Source organism: Mesorhizobium sp. WSM1497, assembly GCF_001672455.2.
Taxonomy (GTDB): domain Bacteria; phylum Pseudomonadota; class Alphaproteobacteria; order Rhizobiales; family Rhizobiaceae; genus Mesorhizobium; species Mesorhizobium ciceri.
The window spans coordinates 1,191,043-1,208,332 of sequence record NZ_CP021070.1; the positions used below are offsets into that span (position 1 = coordinate 1,191,043).

General features: G+C 63.5%; 20 protein-coding genes and 1 pseudogene. 10 read left to right on the top strand and 11 right to left on the bottom strand.

Annotated elements, in window-relative coordinates:
- Window positions 1–15: 15 nt before the first annotated feature.
- The 5 genes from A9K65_RS05835 to A9K65_RS05855 all read right to left on the bottom strand — a co-directional run bounded on the left by A9K65_RS05835 (window position 16) and on the right by A9K65_RS05855 (window position 3,156).
- Window positions 16–450: a hypothetical protein gene (locus A9K65_RS05835; protein WP_013528987.1), complete on the bottom strand. Its 435-nt coding sequence runs from the start codon at window positions 448–450 to the stop codon at window positions 16–18.
- On the bottom strand, window positions 447–1,091 hold the full coding sequence (locus tag A9K65_RS05840) for a carbonic anhydrase (RefSeq protein WP_027037320.1): 645 nt from the start codon (window positions 1,089–1,091) through the stop codon (window positions 447–449). The genes A9K65_RS05835 and A9K65_RS05840 overlap by 4 nt, the downstream gene beginning before the upstream one ends.
- Before the next feature lie 148 nt (window positions 1,092–1,239).
- Complete coding sequence (locus tag A9K65_RS05845; protein ID WP_064995968.1) at window positions 1,240–2,010, bottom strand: DUF429 domain-containing protein; 771 nt, start codon at window positions 2,008–2,010, stop codon at window positions 1,240–1,242.
- Window positions 2,007–2,891 (bottom strand): pyridoxal kinase PdxY, encoded by an 885-nt coding sequence (gene pdxY / locus A9K65_RS05850; RefSeq protein ID WP_064995967.1) that lies wholly within the window; start codon window positions 2,889–2,891, stop codon window positions 2,007–2,009. The genes A9K65_RS05845 and pdxY overlap by 4 nt, the downstream gene beginning before the upstream one ends.
- A 13-nt stretch (window positions 2,892–2,904) precedes the next feature.
- On the bottom strand, window positions 2,905–3,156 hold the full coding sequence (locus A9K65_RS05855; RefSeq protein ID WP_013528991.1) for a hypothetical protein: 252 nt from the start codon (window positions 3,154–3,156) through the stop codon (window positions 2,905–2,907).
- 163 nt (window positions 3,157–3,319) lie between these two features.
- Here A9K65_RS05855 and A9K65_RS05860 point away from each other — a divergent pair, with 163 nt between their 5' ends.
- The 6 genes from A9K65_RS05860 (at window position 3,320) to ppa (ending at window position 7,788) form a co-directional block, all read left to right on the top strand.
- Entirely contained in the window at window positions 3,320–3,958 is a 639-nt protein-coding gene (locus tag A9K65_RS05860) for a LemA family protein (protein WP_024504707.1), read from the top strand.
- Window positions 3,959–4,135: 177 nt separating this feature from the next.
- A complete protein-coding gene (locus tag A9K65_RS05870; RefSeq protein WP_063173306.1) occupies window positions 4,136–4,987 on the top strand; it encodes a YgcG family protein in 852 nt (283 codons plus the stop codon).
- Between the two features lie 4 nt (window positions 4,988–4,991).
- Window positions 4,992–5,870 (top strand): YgcG family protein, encoded by an 879-nt coding sequence (locus A9K65_RS05875; RefSeq protein WP_064995966.1) that lies wholly within the window; start codon window positions 4,992–4,994, stop codon window positions 5,868–5,870.
- An 8-nt stretch (window positions 5,871–5,878) separates the two neighbouring features.
- Window positions 5,879–6,517 carry a TPM domain-containing protein gene (locus A9K65_RS05880; RefSeq protein ID WP_064995965.1) on the top strand — a complete coding sequence of 213 codons (639 nt, stop codon included), beginning with the start codon at window positions 5,879–5,881 and terminating at the stop codon, window positions 6,515–6,517.
- A gap of 118 nt (window positions 6,518–6,635) precedes the next feature.
- Window positions 6,636–7,142 (top strand): GNAT family N-acetyltransferase, encoded by a 507-nt coding sequence (locus tag A9K65_RS05885; protein ID WP_013528996.1) that lies wholly within the window; start codon window positions 6,636–6,638, stop codon window positions 7,140–7,142.
- 112 nt (window positions 7,143–7,254) lie between these two features.
- Window positions 7,255–7,788, top strand: coding sequence for an inorganic diphosphatase (gene ppa / locus A9K65_RS05890; RefSeq protein WP_013528997.1), 534 nt, complete (start codon window positions 7,255–7,257; stop codon window positions 7,786–7,788).
- 9 nt (window positions 7,789–7,797) lie between these two features.
- Here the strand turns inward: ppa and A9K65_RS05895 are convergent, their stop codons facing one another.
- Both A9K65_RS05895 and A9K65_RS05900 read right to left on the bottom strand, forming a co-directional pair.
- Window positions 7,798–8,391, bottom strand: a complete 594-nt coding sequence (locus A9K65_RS05895; RefSeq protein ID WP_064995964.1) for a hypothetical protein — start codon at window positions 8,389–8,391, stop codon at window positions 7,798–7,800.
- A 45-nt stretch (window positions 8,392–8,436) separates the two neighbouring features.
- Window positions 8,437–9,054 (bottom strand): TetR/AcrR family transcriptional regulator, encoded by a 618-nt coding sequence (locus tag A9K65_RS05900; protein ID WP_064995963.1) that lies wholly within the window; start codon window positions 9,052–9,054, stop codon window positions 8,437–8,439.
- 74 nt (window positions 9,055–9,128) lie between these two features.
- On the opposite strand from A9K65_RS05900, the gene A9K65_RS05905 reads away from it, so the two are divergent.
- Together A9K65_RS05905 and A9K65_RS05910 are read left to right on the top strand one after the other, a co-directional pair.
- Window positions 9,129–10,412: an MFS transporter gene (locus A9K65_RS05905; protein WP_064995962.1), complete on the top strand. Its 1,284-nt coding sequence runs from the start codon at window positions 9,129–9,131 to the stop codon at window positions 10,410–10,412.
- A gap of 180 nt (window positions 10,413–10,592) precedes the next feature.
- Window positions 10,593–12,167, top strand: a complete 1,575-nt coding sequence (locus A9K65_RS05910; protein WP_064995978.1) for an alkaline phosphatase — start codon at window positions 10,593–10,595, stop codon at window positions 12,165–12,167.
- A 48-nt stretch (window positions 12,168–12,215) separates the two neighbouring features.
- On the opposite strand, the gene A9K65_RS05915 is transcribed toward A9K65_RS05910, so the two are convergent.
- Window positions 12,216–12,497 (bottom strand): hypothetical protein, encoded by a 282-nt coding sequence (locus tag A9K65_RS05915; protein WP_224618852.1) that lies wholly within the window; start codon window positions 12,495–12,497, stop codon window positions 12,216–12,218.
- Between the two features lie 197 nt (window positions 12,498–12,694).
- Here A9K65_RS05915 and typA point away from each other — a divergent pair, with 197 nt between their 5' ends.
- Window positions 12,695–14,524, top strand: coding sequence for a translational GTPase TypA (gene typA / locus A9K65_RS05920; RefSeq protein ID WP_013529003.1), 1,830 nt, complete (start codon window positions 12,695–12,697; stop codon window positions 14,522–14,524).
- A gap of 60 nt (window positions 14,525–14,584) precedes the next feature.
- Here typA and A9K65_RS05925 read toward each other — a convergent pair whose 3' ends face one another.
- Complete coding sequence (locus tag A9K65_RS05925; RefSeq protein ID WP_064995960.1) at window positions 14,585–15,211, bottom strand: DUF1062 domain-containing protein; 627 nt, start codon at window positions 15,209–15,211, stop codon at window positions 14,585–14,587.
- 394 nt (window positions 15,212–15,605) lie between these two features.
- On the opposite strand from A9K65_RS05925, the gene A9K65_RS05930 reads away from it, so the two are divergent.
- Window positions 15,606–16,220 carry a LysE family translocator gene (locus tag A9K65_RS05930; protein WP_024504201.1) on the top strand — a complete coding sequence of 205 codons (615 nt, stop codon included), beginning with the start codon at window positions 15,606–15,608 and terminating at the stop codon, window positions 16,218–16,220.
- Window positions 16,221–16,229: 9 nt separating this feature from the next.
- On the opposite strand, the gene A9K65_RS05935 is transcribed toward A9K65_RS05930, so the two are convergent.
- Both A9K65_RS05935 and A9K65_RS05940 read right to left on the bottom strand, forming a co-directional pair.
- On the bottom strand, window positions 16,230–16,553 hold the full coding sequence (locus tag A9K65_RS05935; protein WP_013529006.1) for a hypothetical protein: 324 nt from the start codon (window positions 16,551–16,553) through the stop codon (window positions 16,230–16,232).
- A gap of 138 nt (window positions 16,554–16,691) precedes the next feature.
- Window positions 16,692–17,254 (bottom strand): annotated as a pseudogene (locus A9K65_RS05940) (peroxidase-related enzyme).
- Between the last annotated feature and the right edge of the window lie 36 nt (window positions 17,255–17,290).

Consider the following 17,290-nt stretch of genomic DNA (forward strand, 5'->3'; position numbering starts at 1 on the left):
TGGCCGATATCGCCCTCAAAAGCCGTCGCAGTTTTCGGCGATCGCCGCTTGTGAACTGGCGGTGATGCGGTTGTCGGTGACCGCGAAAGTTTCCTGCATCAGCATGTCGTTGTTGGGGAAATCGTAGCAGGCGACCACCGTGGTGACGCCGCCTTCGCTTTTCTCGATCCGGTGCCGGATCGCAGCACCGGCAACGGCACCTTTCCATTCGTCGATCGAAGCGATGAATTCCTGCTTGCTTTGCACGATGCCGAGGTCGTCCAGCTTGATGCGGACATCGTCGGCGAGCAGGTCGGACAGTTCCGTGCGGTCGGCGACCAGCAGCGCCGAATACCAGCGGCTGATGAGGGCACGATCATCGGCGCGGGCGGCAATAATCGCCAGCAGCAGTGCGGCCGCCACAAAAGCGACCGACCTGATGTTCACCAGCTTGCGCGCCGCCGCGTTCATCCCAGCTCCGGCCGTTCGAAATCGCCAGTCTCCTTGTTCATCGTCCAGAGTTCGCCGGTCGAGATATCGAACCAGGCCCCATGCAGCGACAGCCGTCCCTTGCCTTCGAGAATCGAGACGCAGGGAAAGGTTCTGAGGTTGGCGATGGAATAGCGGATCGAGATGCGCTCCAGCGCGGTCTGGCGCTCCGAGGCGGTCATGAAGGTGCTGGAGGAGACGGTTTCGGCCGCCGGCGCGATCAGGCTCATCCACTTGCCGATGAAGTCGCCCGGCGACAGCGGCGCGGAATTGCTGTCGAGCGCCGCCCGGATGCCGCCGCAGCGGCCATGGCCCATGACGACGATGTTCTTGACCTTGAGGCTCTGTACGGCGAATTCAAGCGCCGCCGAGGTCGAATGGAACTCGCCGTCGGGTGCATAGGGCGGCACCAGATTGCCGACATTGCGCAGAACGAAGAGTTCGCCCGGCCCAGCGTCGAAGATCGCCTCGGGCGCCGAACGCGAATCGCAGCAGGCAACGATCATCGTCTCCGGCGCCTGGCCTTCGCGAGCGAGATCGCGATAGCGCCCGCTCTCGGTGAGATAGCGGCCATTCATGAAATTGCGATAGCCGGCGAGAAGATGTTCAGGGAGATGGGACATGGGCGGCGTCTGGAGCCTTTCCGGGTTGGATGCGGCAGCTCGTTGCGGTCTAGAGAGGCTCTAGCGGCAAAAGCCGGTCGCGAGCAATGCAGAATTATGAGGGCTGGCTAGAAATGCCATGCATCGAGCGCAACGGTGGCCAACAGCGTCACGCCCAGATGGCGACGGGAATGCCAAAGCTGTCGCGGCCCGGCGGGTCGGGAAACGGCCGCGCCTCGCCGCCGACGATGCGACCGGCGATCAGCGTCATCGCGGCTGCGTCGAGGAAGTCATCAGCGGCGGCACCGCGGGGCGGCGGCTGGTCGAGAAAGCCCTTATCATAGCCGAGCCGGCAGAGCAGCGCCTTGCGTTCCGCCATGCCGGCCGGATTGATGCTGCCCTTGATCTTCTTCGGCAGTTGCATGGCTTGATCGCCGTTCAAGCGGCAGAAAGCGACTTCCGGATGGGATTCGAACACGCGGCGGCGCAAATCGGGCCGCGCGATCAGCAGGGCGTCGATCTCGCGGATCTTGGCAAAAATGCCGAACGCCTGGATCGAGACGCCGCGCGGCGGATCGGATGTGGTCAGGGCCACCTCGCTTGCCCTGATGTGCGCGGCATACCAGGCTTCGATGGTGGTGAAGCCGTTGGTATCCGCATAGAGCGCGGCACGGGACGGGATCGAGAAGACACTGGACTGGCGTGCCCCGAGCAGCGGCCGCACCAGGGCTTCGGGGCCGCGCCCGCCCTTGCCCGAAAAGCCGGGCAGGCCGATCGGCATGTCGACGGCGATGACAGCGTCTTCGGGAAGGGATGCGAGCAGGGCAGTGAAGGTTGCAAAGACACCGACCGACGGTGCCATGCCAAAAGTTCGTCGGACGGCGATCCAGCCGGCCTTGCAGCCATCGACGCCGACAAGTACGGCCTCAGTCGATGTCACGCCCGGCGGCCCCGCCCTGGATGTGTGAGGTGGCGAAGCTGGACCATCGCCATCGGATGCGACAGGCTCTGCGCATCGGTTTCGAGCTGCAGTTCGTCGCCGCCGCGCTTGGCGGTGCGTGCCAGGATCTCGTAGACCGCCGCCGTCGTCGATTGCAGCGCCTTGATCGGCGGCTGGCCGGACAGGATACGTGCCAGGTAGACGGCCGCCGTCAGATCGCCCAGGCCATTCGGCGGCTTGTCGATCAGGCGGTGTTCGGCGAGCAGCGCCTGGCTGCTATCGAGCAGGAGGTTGCCGGTGCCGCCCGTCATCATCGACGGCGCCGAGGTGACCAGCATGGTCGATGGCCCGGCATGCAGCGCCGCCGCGATCACCGATTTCATGTCTGGCAACGCGGCGCCGGCCATCCATTCCAGTTCGTAGCGGTTAGGGGTGGCTATGTCGGCGATCGGCATCAGCCGGTCGCGCATGGCGATGGCGGTCGGTTCGGGCACATAGAGGCCGCCCGAATCACCCATCACCGGATCGCAGATATAGACGGCGCCGGGCGTCCTTGCCTTGACCGCGGCGACCAGCGAGGCGACGGCCTCGGCCTGGCCCGCCTCGCCGAGATAGCCGGACAGCACGGCGCCGACCTCACCCAGCCATGGCGCCCGCTCGAGATCGGCCATCAGAGCCTTGAACTCGTCGAGCGGCGGCACGATGCGCGTCGCGCGCCCATGGCCGGGATGCCAGGGCAAGATGACGGTCGGCACCGCCCAGACCGGGAACCCCAGGGTCTCCAGCGCAAAGACGGCGGCACGGTTGCCGACCGAGCCACGCGCGACATGGCTGGAAATGACGATGACCGCACGCGGCGCGTCGGTTTGTTCGGCGCTCATTGTCGTTTGATTCCTAACTGCCCCGGATGACGTAAAGCACGAGCCAGACCATCAGGCCCAGCGCCAGCAGCAGGCCCAGCGTGCGGCCAAAGCGGGTGCCCCAGACTTCGATCGGATCGGCACGATCGGCATCGGCCGCGGTGACGTGATCGTGCATGCCTTTCGCTGCCCGCGCTACAAACGAGTTGCCGGCCGGATCCGTCTCGCGCGCAATGCGCTCGAGGATACGGCGCGATTCCTTGTCGCTGTCCTGGCGTTCCGCCATGATGATGTCCCGTTTTGCCGGACCTTATCGCGTTCGCACGGCCAATCACAGAGCCTTGCAGCGGCACCGGGCGTGCCAGGCGAGGGGCTGCCGGCGCGGGCGGTTTTCTTGCGCGCTGATTGTGGTAATGCTTCGCGTGCAACTTCTACCGAGGGACCCCATCATGTTTGCCCAGCGCCTTGCCTTGCCGTCCACGTTCCGCACGCTGCCCGCCTTCCTGATGATGGCGATCGTGCTGCCGCTGCTTGCAGGCTGCGGCTATAACACCATCCCGACGGCGGAAGAAAATGCCAGGGCGGCATGGAGCGAGGTGCTGAACCAGTATCAGCGCCGCGCCGACCTCATCCCCAACCTGGTCGAGACGGTCAAGGGCTATGCCTCGCATGAAAAGGATACGCTCGACGCGGTGGTCGAGGCACGCGCCAAGGCAACGCAGATCACGGTAACACCGGAAACGCTGAAGGATCCCGAAGCCCTCAAGAAGTTCCAGGATGCCCAGGCGGGGCTGACCAGCGCGCTGTCGCGGCTGATCGCGGTCTCGGAGGCCTATCCGGACCTCAAGGCCAATCAGAACTTCCTGGCGCTGCAGGCGCAGCTCGAAGGCACCGAGAACCGCATCGCGGTGTCGCGGCGCGATTACATCCAGGCGGTCAGGGACTACAATCTGACGCTGAGGACGTTTCCCTCGGTGCTGTGGGCGACCTTCTGGTTCCGCGGCAACGAGCCCTTCGCCAATTTCACCGTCGCCGAAGACAAGATGCAGCCGCCGAAGGTCGATTTCGGCACGAAGCAGGGCGGGTGAACGTCCACTGTCATCGGAATAAATCCCGCGAAATGACGGGCTGCTGGCGTGCAAACACCCCCCTCTGTCCTACCGGACATCCCCCCCTCAAGGGGGGAGATTGGCAGCTTCGGCGCTGACGCCCATCTTGCGACGTTGAAAATTGGTGAAAGTGGAGATGGCGGCCAATCTCCCCACTTGAGGGGGAGATGCCCGGCAGGGCAGAGGGGGGCGCTCCGGAACGCAAGCCTAGGGTTCCTTTTCGCTCTTCTAAGCCTCCTCTTCCTCCCCTTCACCGCCCTCGCGGCCGATCTCCCGGCGCTGACCGGCCGTGTCGTCGACGATGCCGGCATCATCGACGCCGCGACCAGGGCGGCGCTGACCCAAAAACTCGCCGATTTCGAGACAAAAGGCTCCGACCAGATCGTCGTCGCGACGATTCCCAGCCTCGATGGCGAGGAGATCGAGCCTTACGCCAACCGGCTGTTCCGCTTCTGGAAGCTCGGCCAAGCGAAGGAAAACAATGGCGTCCTGCTGCTGGTGGCCCCGAACGACCGCAAGATGCGCATCGAGGTCGGCTATGGGCTGGAAGGCACGCTGACCGACCTGCACACCAAGCTGATCATCGAAAATGACATGGTGCCGGCCTTCCGCGCCGGGGACTTCTCGGGCGGTATCAGCAAGGCCGTCGACGACATGGTCATGGTGCTGGAAGGCAATCCGGAGGAGCTGGAGGCGCGCGGCGAGCGCAACCAGCAAGCGCCTTTCGATTCCGACGACCTGTTCTTCGCCGTCTTCATCAGCATCTGGGCGATCATCTTCTTCGGCAGCATTGCGGCTTCCGTGCTGCCGCCGATCTTCGGCCAGAAGCTTGGCCCCGGCCGCTACCGCTGGCTTGGCATGACCTTCGAGCCAAGCCGGCGATCCTCCAGTGGCGGCTGGTCGTCGGGGAGTTCCGGCGGCGGCTGGTCTTCGGGGTCAAGCAGCGGTGGAGGCTTTTCCGGCGGCGGCGGTTCGTCCGGCGGCGGCGGCTCGTCGGGAAGCTGGTGATGGCATGATGGTATCCAGCATCAGCCTGTCGAAACGCGACCGCCTCGCCTCGGCCGTCCTGATTACTGCGGTCGTGCTGTTCTCCTGCGTCATGGCCTACGCGGCCGACCTGCCGGCGCTGACCGGCCGTGTCGTCGACAATGCCGGCATCATCGACGCCGCGACCAGGGCGGCGCTGACCCAAAAACTCGCCGATTTCGAGACGAAAGGCTCCGACCAGATCGTCGTCGCGACGATTCCCAGCCTCGATGGCGAGGAGATCGAGCCTTACGCCAACCGGCTGTTCCGCTTCTGGAAACTTGGCCAGGCGGGCGAGAACAATGGCGTCCTGCTGCTGGTTGCCCCGAACGACCGCAAGATGCGCATCGAGGTCGGTTATGGGCTGGAAGGCACGCTGACCGACCTGCACACCAAGCTCATCATCGAGAATGACATGGTGCCGGCCTTCCGCGCCGGGGACTTCTCCGGCGGCATCAGCAAAGCCGTCGATGACATGGTCATGGTGCTGGAGGGCAATCCCGAAGAACTGGAAGCGCGGGGCAAGCGCAATCCCGCCGATGACGGCACGTCCATCGATCCGATCTTTGCCGTGTTCCTGATCCTGTGGGCGACGATGTTCTTCGGCGGGATGGCGATGGCGTTCCTGCCGCCGATGTTTGGGACGAAACTGTCGCCGGGCGTGTACAAATGGCTGGGCATGACGTTTCGTTATGGCCGCGGGCCGAGCGGGTACTCGGGCACTGGCTGGACAACCGGTTCGTCGTCGGGCGGCGGCTGGTCTTCGGGTTCGGGCAGTGGCTGGCCCTCGGGGTCAAGCGGCGGTGGCGGATTTTCCGGTGGCGGCGGCTCGTCGGGTGGTGGCGGTTCTTCAGGAAGCTGGTGAGACAGATCATGGCAACGCGACCAATCAGCCCGCAGGATCATGAGCGCATCGCAACCGCGATCCGCGCCGCCGAGGAGAAAACCGACGGCGAAATCTACTGTGTCGTGGCGCATGCCAGCGACGGCTATTTCTTCCCGGCCGCCTTCATGGCGACCGTGTGCATGCTGATCGTCAGCCTGGCGGTCGGCTACGGTCTGGAGGCCTGGTGGCTGTCGATCCGGCTGCCGCATTTCGTCCTCGCCCAGCTCCTGGCGCTTGCCTGCGTGCTGGCCTTGTTGTGGGCGCTGCCTGGTATGCGCATCCACCTGGTGCCGAGGCGGCTGCGCTACCAGGCGGCGCACGCCAACGCGATCAAGCAGTTCCTCGCCCGCAACGTCCACCGCACCACGGCGCGCACCGGCGTGCTGATCTTTGTCTCGATCGCCGAGCGCTATGCCGAGGTGGTCGCCGATTCGGGTATCGACGCCAAGGTCGGCCAGCATGTCTGGGATGGCGTCGTGCGCGACCTTACTGTGCATGCCGGCGACGACCGGCTTGCCGACGGCTTCGTCAAGGCGATCGAGTTGGTGGGTGCGGTGCTGGCCGAGCATTTCCCGGTCACTGCGGGCGACAGCAACGAGCTCGACGACCATCTCGTCGAGATTTGAGCCTTTCCACAGAAGTCTTGAAGGCCCCTCACCAGCGCGGTGATCGCCTGTGAGAAAGCAGTCGGCGGGCGGCCCGGACCCTTGCAATCGGGCGATGCGGGTTTATGGTTAACAAATCATGAATACGCTGACGATCGACATCCGGAAAGCCGACCCGCGCGATGCCAGTGCCATCGCCGAGGTGCATCTGGAAGCCTGGCGCGGCGCCTATTCCGGCATCATTCCGCACCGGACCCTGACATCGATGATCAACCGCCGTGGCGCCGACTGGTGGGCGAATGCGATTCGCCGCGCCGCCACCGTTCTGGTCGTCGAAATCGGCGGCAAGATCGCCGGCTATGCGACGATCGGCAAGAACCGCGCCCGTGAACTGCGCCAGCAGGGCGAAATCTACGAATTGTACCTGCGCCCGGAATATCAGGGCATCGGGCTCGGCAGCCGCCTGTTTTCGGCGGCCAAGGCGCGGCTGGCCGATCACGGGCTGAAAGGCATGGTCGTGTGGGCGCTGGAGGACAACCAGAACGCGCTTGCCTTCTATGCCGGCGCCGGTGGCCGCGATGTCGCCGAGGGCGTCGAGATCTTCGAGCAGAAGGCGCTGAAGAAGGTCGCTTTCGTCTGGGAATGACAACCCGGCCTTTCGGCAATTGGGCGTTCCATTCGCACCCAGCACCATTCGCCGCATTGCACCATGACGCGCCGCCCGCTATCGATCGTCCATCGAGAGAGGGATTTAAGCCATGCGCATTGAAGCCATAGCCAGCGGAAAGAATCCGCCTGAGGACGTCAACGTCATCATCGAGGTGCCGATCGGCGGCGAGCCGATCAAGTACGAGATGGACAAGGAGGCCGGCACGCTGTTCGTCGACCGCTTCCTGCACACCTCGATGCGCTACCCCGGCAATTACGGCTTCGTGCCGCACACGCTGTCGGGCGACGGCGATCCGATCGACGTGCTGGTCTGCAACACGCGCGCGCTGGTGCCGGGCTGCGTCATCAACGTGCGGCCGATCGGGGTGCTGATCATGGAAGACAATGCCGGCCAGGATGAGAAGATCATCGCCGTGCCGTCGCCAAAACTGACGCTGCGTTACGAGAACGTCACCGAATACACTCAGCTGCCCGACATTACGCGCCAGCAGGTGCAGCACTTCTTCGAGCACTACAAGGATCTCGAGCCCGGCAAATGGGTCAAGATCGAAGGCTGGCACGATTCCAAATACGCCAAGAAGATGATCGTCGACGCGATCGAGCGGGCCAAGGCGAGCAAGTAGCCCGACCGGTCAGTTGTCGACCCGGCCGAAGGCCGGCACTTTGCCGATGACGGTGTGTCTGTCCTTGCCGCAGGCGAAGGTGCGCGCCTTGTCGTCGGCAAGCTTGCGCGCCTGGTCGTTGGCGGCGGGATTGCCGGTGGCCAGCACCAGGCCGACGGTGCAGCCGTCGCGGGCGTCCATCTGGCCGACCTTGGCGACGAGCAGCACCTCGGTCGGCTTTTTCTCGTCCTCGGGATTGCTGATCGAGCGGCGATGGATGACGGCATAGGGCACTGCCGTGTCGCCCTTGGTTTCGATGCGCCATTCGACTTTGGCTCCGGACGAATTGAGGCCGGAAAAGCTTTCCCAGACCGTCGTCATGTCGCCGCCGGGCGGAAAACCGTAGAACAGCGATTCACGGGCGTCGTCATAGGCGATCAGTACGGGATAGCCGCGATAGCCTGAACAGGCGAGTTCGGCCCAGTCGCCGTCGCCTTCTTCTGCCTGCGCGTAGGTCACGCAGTCCGTTTTCGAATCCAGATCGGTGTAGGTGCTGGAAATGCCGTCGGCTTGCGCCGCCTGACCGAGACCGACCAGGACAAGCGGGATCAGAATGGCACGCATGGCGGTCAATCTCCGTTGCAAGCCATTGCAGCGTAGCGTCAAACGCTATTTCTTCAAGCTGGCTTCGATCAGCAGGTCGGCATTGCGGGCAACCGCTCGCGCCGGACCGCCGAGGCCGAACAACTGGCCGCTGATATAGGCGCCCTCGATCAGCAGCAGCAGGCCGTCGCCGAGCGTGTCTGGGTCTTGCGCGCCCATCGCAGCCGCCATGGCGCGCAGCCGGCGGCGCAGTTCCTGCTTGTTGGCCTCGCTGACCACGCGAGCCGGGTGGCTGTGGTCGGGATATTCGACCGCCGCATTGGTCATGCCGCAGCCGCGATAGTCCGCCACCTGCGTGCGCTTGCCGATGCGGGTCAGGAAAGCCTTGATCTGAGCGCGCGGGTCGCCGGGATGAGCGGCGACCGCTTCGTCGAAGCGCTCCCAGTATTCACGGTCATATTGCCTGAGATAGGAAGCGGCCAGTTCGTCCTTTGACGGAAAGCTGCGGTAGAGGCTGGGCTTGGTGACGCCGGCACGCTTGACGATCTCGTCGACGCCGATCGCCCTGATGCCGCGCCGGTAGAACAGGTCATAGGCCACATCGAGGATCTTCTTGGCGGCTTTCGGCGGAGCGGATGCATGACCGTCGCTGATGGTCAGTTCAATATTTTTGTCGGTTGGCATCGTGTGACTCGATTGACAATGTTACCGATCGGTACGTATACATGTTCCCACCCTGCAACGTACCGGTCAGTAACATGATAACTCAATCTCGCCCCTTTGGCCAGCGCTACGCTTTCGTCGTGGTCGGCGTCATCTTCCTCAGCCTGCTGGTCGCGGCTGGCCTGCGCTCCGCACCCTCGGTCATGATGCTGCCACTCGAGAACAGTTTCGGCTGGCGCCGCGACATCATCTCCCTGGCCGCCGGTGTCGGCATTCTGCTTTACGGTTTGACGGGGCCATTTGCCGCAGCCCTGATGGAGCGCATCGGGCTGCGCCGCACGCTGCTCGCCTCGCTGGTGATGATGTCGGGCTCGACCATGCTCAGCCTGCTGATGACCAAGCCGTGGCATCTGTTCATCACCTGGGGCGTGTTCTCGGGGATCGGTTCCGGTGCCGTCGCCAGCGTGCTCGGCGCGACCATCGTCAATCGCTGGTTCAAGACCAATCGCGGCCTTGTCATGGGATTGATGTCGGCCTCCAGTGCCTCGGGCATGCTGGTGTTCCTGCCGCTGATCGCCGCTCTGGCACAGTCGGGCGGCTGGCAGCCGGTTGTCATTGCGGTCGCGATCGCGACCGCTGCCCTGATACCGCTGGTCTGGCTGCTGGTGCCGGAGCGGCCGGCATCGATCGGCATGGTGCGCTATGGCGCCGAGGCTGACGATGTGCCGCCGACGCCGCCTGCGTCACAGGGCAACTTTCTGGCGCATACCTTCTCGACGCTGCGCCGTGCCGCCGGAACGCGGGTGTTCTGGTATCTGTTCGCCACCTTCTTCGTCTGCGGCTTCACCACCAACGGGCTGGTCGGCACGCATCTGATCGCGTTTTGCGGCGACATGGGCATCGGCGAGGTGCAGGCCGCCGGCCTGCTGTCGATGATGGGCATTTTCGATCTGATCGGCACGACATTGTCGGGCTGGCTCACCGACCGTTTCGACCCGCGCAAGCTGCTCGGCGTCTATTACGGCATCCGTGGCCTGTCGCTGATCTACCTGCCCTATTCCGGCTTCTCAGCGACCAGCCTGATCATCTTCGCCGTGCTCTACGGTCTCGACTGGATCGCCACCGTGCCCCCGACTCTGAGGCTCGCCAATGAGGCGTTCGGCGATCGCAGTGGGCCGATCGTGTTCGGCTGGATCGTCGCCGGCCACCAGATCGGTGCGGCGACCGCCGCCGCCTTCGGTGGCACCATGCGCGAGTTGCAGGGCAATTACGAACTGGCCTTCCTGATCGCCGGCATGACGGCAATAGCCGCTGCCTGTATCTCGCTGCTGATCAACACCAGCAAGCCGGCATTCGAGCCGGAGCCGCAGGCGGCGTAGGGAGAGACGCTACCGGCCAAGCTGCCATCTCCCCCACACGGAGGAAGATCGGCAGCTTCGCCGTCCGCGCAAACGCCCACCCGCCTGTTGATCGTCAGAAAAACTTCATGATCCCGAGATGTCCCTGAAACATTGACGCTGGATTTTGGTGGCACCGTTCAAGCCATCCAGGAGACAGCCGTGAACAAGCTTTCGATGACTCGCCGCGCTTTCGTCACCTCCGCCAGCGCCGTTGGCCTGGCCGGCGTCTCGAGCCTGGCGCTGCCCTACTATTCGCGCGCCAGTCAGCGGCCGGCCTTCACCCATGGCGTCCAGTCCGGCGATGTCGACGCAACCAGCGGCATGGTGTGGACGCGCACCGATCGCCCGTCGCGCGTCATGTTCGAAGTGTCGTCGACGGAGAATTTCGTCAATGCGACACGCCTGGCGTCGCTCGATACGTCGCCGGCCAGCGACTACACCGTCAAGCGGCTGCTCACCGACCTCGCTTCGGACCAGGATATCTTCTATCGCATGACGGCAGCCGATCTCGCCGACATCAACGCCGTTTCCGAGCCGATCACCGGGCGCTTCAGGACGGCGCCGGCCTCGAAGCGCGACATCCGCTTTGCCTGGTCGGGCGACACCGCCGGCCAGGGCTGGGGCATCGATGAGACCGGCATGAAGACCTACGCCACGATCGGCAAGCACACGCCCGACTTCTTCCTGCATTCGGGCGACACCATCTATGCCGACGGCGCCATGAAGGACGAGGTCGACCTGCCCGGCGGCGGCAAGTGGAAGAACGTCGTGCTGATCGACGGCAAGCGTAAGGTTGCCGAGACGCTGGACGAATACCGGGACCAGTGGAAATACAACATGATGGACAGGAACGTGCTCGGTCTCAGCGCCATCTGCCCGACTTTCTACCAGTGGGACGACCATGAAGTCCTGAACAACTGGTCGGATTCGAAGGATCTCAGCGCCGACAGCCGCTATACGGAAAAATCCATCCACGTGCTGGCGGCCCGTGCGGCGCGGGCTTTCCACGAGATGACGACGATCCGCTACGAACCTTCCGAGCCCGGCCGCGTCTATCGCAAGATCGCCTACGGGCCGCTGCTCGACGTGTTCTTCCTCGACATGCGTGCCTACCGCGGCCCCAATGGTCCCGACATGCAGGATGAGATGACGCCGCAATCGCGCATGCTCGGCGAGCAGCAGACGAAATGGCTGAAGCGCGAACTGGCGAATTCGAAGGCGACCTGGAAAATCATCGCCGCCGACATGCCGCTCGGCCTCGTCGTCTGGGACGACGGCACCAAGAAGGTTGGTGCCGAAGCAGTCAGCAATGGCGACAATGGCTTGCCAAAAGGGCGTGAGCTCGAGATCGCCGACCTGCTGCGCTTCATCAAGAATGCCGGCATCAGCAACACCGTCTGGCTCACCGCCGACGTGCATTACACGGCCGCGCATTATTACAACCCGGACAAGGCGCAGTTCCAGGATTTCAATCCGTTCTGGGAATTCGTTTCGGGTCCGATCCATGCCGGAACATTCGGGCCGAACGATTTCGACATGACGTTCGGTCCGGAGCTGAAGTTCATCAAGGCGCCGACCGCCGAACAGGGACAGAACCTGCCGCCGTCGGCAGGTCTGCAATTCTTCGGGCTGGTCGATATTTCAGGCGCCAGCGAGCAGATGACGGTGCGGCTGATGGATCGCGACGACAACGAACTCTACAAGGTGACGCTCGACCCGGTGCGGTCGGCATAAGCGCGCGCTGATGGAAAGGTGTCGCGCGCGTCCAGGGCGCGCGATGCCTTAGTCCGGGTAGCAGACCATGGGGATATTCGGCCAGACGGCGCTGTCGCAGTTGGCGGCGTCCTGCCGCTGCTTGAAGGCGGCGCTGACCGGGCCGGTCACCACCGGGTCGACGCCGTCGGGCGCGTCGGCGAAAATCTGCTCGGCCGACTGTGCCTCTGACGGCAAGGCAGGCCGTGATTCCTTCGTCGTCGCGGCCGACTGCGCGGCGTTGGCCGCCAGCAGGACGGCGAAGGCAACAGAGGCGATGAGCGGCCAGAATCGGTTGAGTTTATCGGTCATGACGTTCGAACTGCCCGGGCCCCGAAGGGTTCCCGCCTTGGTTAACAAAATCATCTCACACGCAGATGCTTAAGATTTGATGAGTATTTGGTGACGCGCCTCCTCTTTCGCAACTGCGAAAAACCCTGTATGAGCCGCGCAACCGAAAGAGGCAGCGCCTTTTGGCCTGCTGCCTGCAACGCTTCCGAGACCAGAACATGAAAATCCGTAATATCGCGATCATCGCGCACGTCGACCATGGAAAGACCACCCTGGTCGACCAGCTTTTGAAGCAGTCCGGCTCCTTCCGAGACAATCAGCGCGTGGCCGAGCGCGCCATGGATTCCAACGACCTCGAAAAGGAGCGCGGCATCACCATCCTGGCCAAAGCGACCTCGGTCGACTGGAAGGATACCCGCATCAACATCGTCGACACCCCCGGCCACGCCGATTTCGGTGGCGAGGTCGAACGCATCCTGTCGATGGTCGACTCAGCCATCGTGCTGGTCGATGCCGCCGAAGGGCCGATGCCGCAGACCAAATTCGTCGTCGGCAAGGCGCTCAAGGTCGGCCTGAAGCCGATCGTCGTCATCAACAAGATCGATCGCCCGGACGCCCGTCATGTCGAGGTGGTCAACGAGGTGTTCGACCTTTTCGCAGCGCTCGACGCCACCGACGAGCAGCTCGACTTCCCGATTCTGTACGGCTCAGGCCGCGATGGCTGGGTTTCGGAAAATCCGGAAGGACCGAAGGACCAGCAGTTGGCGCCGCTGTTCGACCTCGTCATCAAGCATGTGCCGGAGCCGACCGTTCATCCCGGTCCGTTCCGCATGATCGGCACCATCCTGGAAGCCAATCCGTTTCTCGGCCGCATCATCACCGGCCGCATCGAGAGCGGCACGCTGAAGGCCAACCAGCCGGTCAAGGTGCTGCACCATGACGGTACCCAGATCGAAACCGGCCGTATTTCCAAGATCCTGGCCTTCCGCGGCCTTGAGCGCCAGCCGATCGAAGAAGCGCAGGCGGGCGACATCGTCGCCATTGCCGGCTTGTCGAAGGGCACCGTCGCCGACACGTTCTGCGACCCGAGCGTGAGCGAACCGCTGCATGCGCAGCCGATCGATCCGCCGACCGTGACCATGTCGTTCCTGGTCAACGACAGTCCGCTGGCCGGCACCGAAGGCGACAAGGTGACCAGCCGCGTCATCCGCGACCGCCTGCTGCGCGAAGCCGAAGGCAATGTCGCGCTGAAGATCGAGGAATCGCCTGACAAGGATTCGTTCTTCGTCTCCGGCCGCGGCGAATTGCAGCTGGCCGTGCTGATCGAGACGATGCGGCGCGAAGGCTTTGAAATCGCCGTGTCGCGTCCGCGCGTCGTCATGCAGAAGGGCGAGAATGGCGAATTGCTGGAGCCGGTCGAAGAAGTCGTCATCGACGTCGACGAGGAGCATGCCGGCGTCGTCGTGCAGAAGATGTCCGAGCGCAAGGCCGAGATGGTCGAACTGCGCCCATCCGGCGGCAATCGTCAGCGCATTGTCTTCCATGCGCCGACCCGTGGCCTGATCGGCTACCAGTCGGAGCTTTTGACCGACACGCGCGGCACCGCCGTGATGAACCGGCTTTTCCATGCCTATGAGCCCTACAAGGGCGAGCTGCCAGGCCGCACCAATGGCGTGCTGATTTCCAACGAACAGGGCGAATCGGTCGCCTACGCCATGTGGAACCTGGAAGATCGCGGCCCGATGGTCATCGATCCGGGCGTCAAGGTGTATCAGGGCATGATCATCGGCATCCATTCCAGAGACAACGATCTCGAAGTGAACGTGCTCAAGGGCAAGAAGCTGACCAACATCCGTGCCGCCGGCAAGGACGAGGCGGTCAAGCTGACCCCGCCGATCCGCATGACGCTGGAACGCGCGCTGGCCTGGATCCAGGACGATGAGCTGGTCGAAGTGACGCCGAAGACCATTCGACTGCGCAAGCTCTATCTCGATCCGAACGAGCGCAAGCGGTTCGAGAAGTCGTCCAAGGTGGTCGGCGCGGCGTAAGCTCTCTGTTTTCCGATAATCGAGAGGGGCGGAGCAACCAGTGTTCCCCCCCTTTTTCGTTCATCCACCGGCAGCCGCGATGATGGCCTGCCGATCGGCCTCGCCGGCCAGATCGATGCGGATCGTGTTTCCCGCACGGGCCGGCTTGCGCAGGGCCTTTGCTCCATCCGGGTCAACGATGAGCAGCCGCTTCTCCTCCAGCGCCTGAAGCCATGATCGCGAGATGCAGAGTTCGCTTGCGAGCAGCCGGTCGAGCCGCAGCGATGTCGGCATTTCGAGCCCGAGCTGGAGTTCCAACACGGTCGCGGCTTCCCTGGTGTCGCCGAGCCTGCGCTTGTGAACGCTGACATCGGAGAACTCCTCGACGCGCCCGATCCGGTTGCGCAACGCCACCGCATCGAAGGCATGACGGTGAGCGAGTGCAGGATCGTTGCTTTCGAGCGCCGCCAGCAGCGCCGGGTCGATGTCGCGGCGGTTGCAGCGTTCGAAAATGCCGAAATTCCAGGAATTGTCGCAGTCGATGCAGCGATAGATCAGCCACACGTCGATGCGTTTGCCATTGGCGTTGACGCGGAACTTTCCGCTGCTGCAATAGGCCCTCACGGTGCCGCAGCGGTTGCAATTGATGAGCGGTCGAGGTGCGGTCTGGGGTGCGATTGCCCAGTGGATACGCAGAAGTCCAGACATGCCGATAAGCCCTTCCCGTCGGGAAGTTCATCAGGCCGGCGATGTCGAGATGCCCATGCGGGCGCGGCGTGGCGGTCGCTTGCTATGATTGGAAATCGGATGTCACGGGCGGCAGCGCGCAACAACGGTTCAGCAGTGCCAAACCGGTCTCGAACCGCCGCCCAGAAGAACACATGAACATGAAAACAGATACCGCAAATGCGGTGTCATGCAGTGTGTCGGGGGAGTTGGCGAGACCGGCGGTTACGTAGGCAAAGTGAAGCTCAAAATTGTTTCGCGATGGCCTTTCTAGCCGCGACATGCCGGACCGACAAGGGTCTTTTGTCGGTGCTACCGCAGCCGAGCCACTTGCGTTAATATCCGAAATCGAAGGTTTTCAACCAGAGACCCGGTTATGCACCCCACCTCGCTCCTGATTTTCGCCGCCGCTCTGTTCGTTGCCGCGGGCTCGCCTGGGCCATCGATCGCGGCGCTTGTCGCCCGCGTCATCTCGAAAGGGTTTCGCGACGTGTTCCCGTTCCTGCTCGCCATGTGGATCGGCGAGGGCATCTGGCTATCGCTGGCGGTGTTCGGGCTGGCTGTCGTGGCGCAGACCTTCCATTTCGCCTTCGTCGTGGTGAAATGGGTCGGCGTTGCCTATCTCGCTTACCTCGCCTGGAAGATGTGGACCGCGCCTGTCGATGCAAAAGAGGGCGAGATGCCGCGCGAGGATTCGGCGATAAAACTGTTCTTCGCCGGCATGGCGGTGACGCTCGGCAATCCCAAGATCATGATGTTCTACCTGGCGCTGCTGCCGACCATCATCGACCTCGCTTCGGTCAGCATCGTCGGCTGGGTCGAGCTGACGGCGACCATGGCCGTGGTGCTGGTCGCCATCGATCTCGCCTGGGTGCTCGCCGCATCACAGGCGCGCAAGCTTTTGAAGAGCAAGCGCGCCATGAAGATCGCCAATCGCATCAGCGCCACGACGATGGCCGGTGCGGCGGCCGCCATAGCGACGCGGTCCTGAGCCGGCGCGTCACATCACTTCAATGATCGGCGCGATCTCGACGCTGAAGGCCGGGTTCATCAGGATCGGGCAGTCCTTGGCCTTGGCGACGGCATCGTCGATGTCTTTCGCTTCGACGATCGTGTAGCCGGCGGCCGGATTGCTGCCGCCATTGTTCTCGACCTTGCCGCCGGGCAGCACCATCTTCGACATGCCGACCGGATTGCCGCCGTCGACCACAGCCGAGCCGAGCTTGCCGTACCAGCCGTTCCAGGCGTCCATTGCGGCCTTCCGCTCGGCCTCGTCGGTCGGCATCTTGCCCGAGCCATGATAGACGTAGAGATACTTCGCCATGTTCTCCTCCCTTGGTGAGCGGCATCGAACCGGCATGCGGTCATGCCGCCTGCCGATCATCGGACCAAACCGGCAAACAAGCAACGAGAATGCGACACTGCTAATATAACGCCCCGGTCTGGATCCTGCCGCAATCCGTCACCTTGCCATGGCGTGGTATTCGTCGTTCGGCCGCATATCGATTGCCGCGGCCACGCGGTTCGACATGTTGAAGAAGGCAGCGGTCGAGGCGATGTCCCAGATGTCGCGATCGGTGAAGCCGGCCTGACGCAGCGCGCCCCGGTCGGCCTCGACGATCTTGGCCGGCTCTTGCGTCAGCTTGACGGCGAATTCGAGCATTGCCGTTGCCTGGGCGAAAGATCGGCGGCGCGGAAATTCATCACCATCATTTCGCCGAGCGCCGGATCGCCGGAGAGCTGGCGCACCGCCGCGCCGTGCGCGGTCAGGCAATAGTAGCAATGATTGATCGAGGAGACGGCGACCGCGATCATTTCGCGCTCCAGCTTCGACAGGCCGGACTCACCCAGCATCAAATCGTTGTACATGTCGGTGAAGGCGCGCAGCTTCTTGTCGTCGAAGGCATAGGCCCTGAGCACGTTGGGGACGAGGCCGAGCTTCTCCTCGCATTTGGCGAAATAGGTTTTTGTCGCCTCGCTCAGCTCTCCCTGGCCAAGATCAAGCGCGCTGATTTTGCCGGTCATGGGTCATTTCTCCTCGTTGCGCGGCATCTTGTCGCC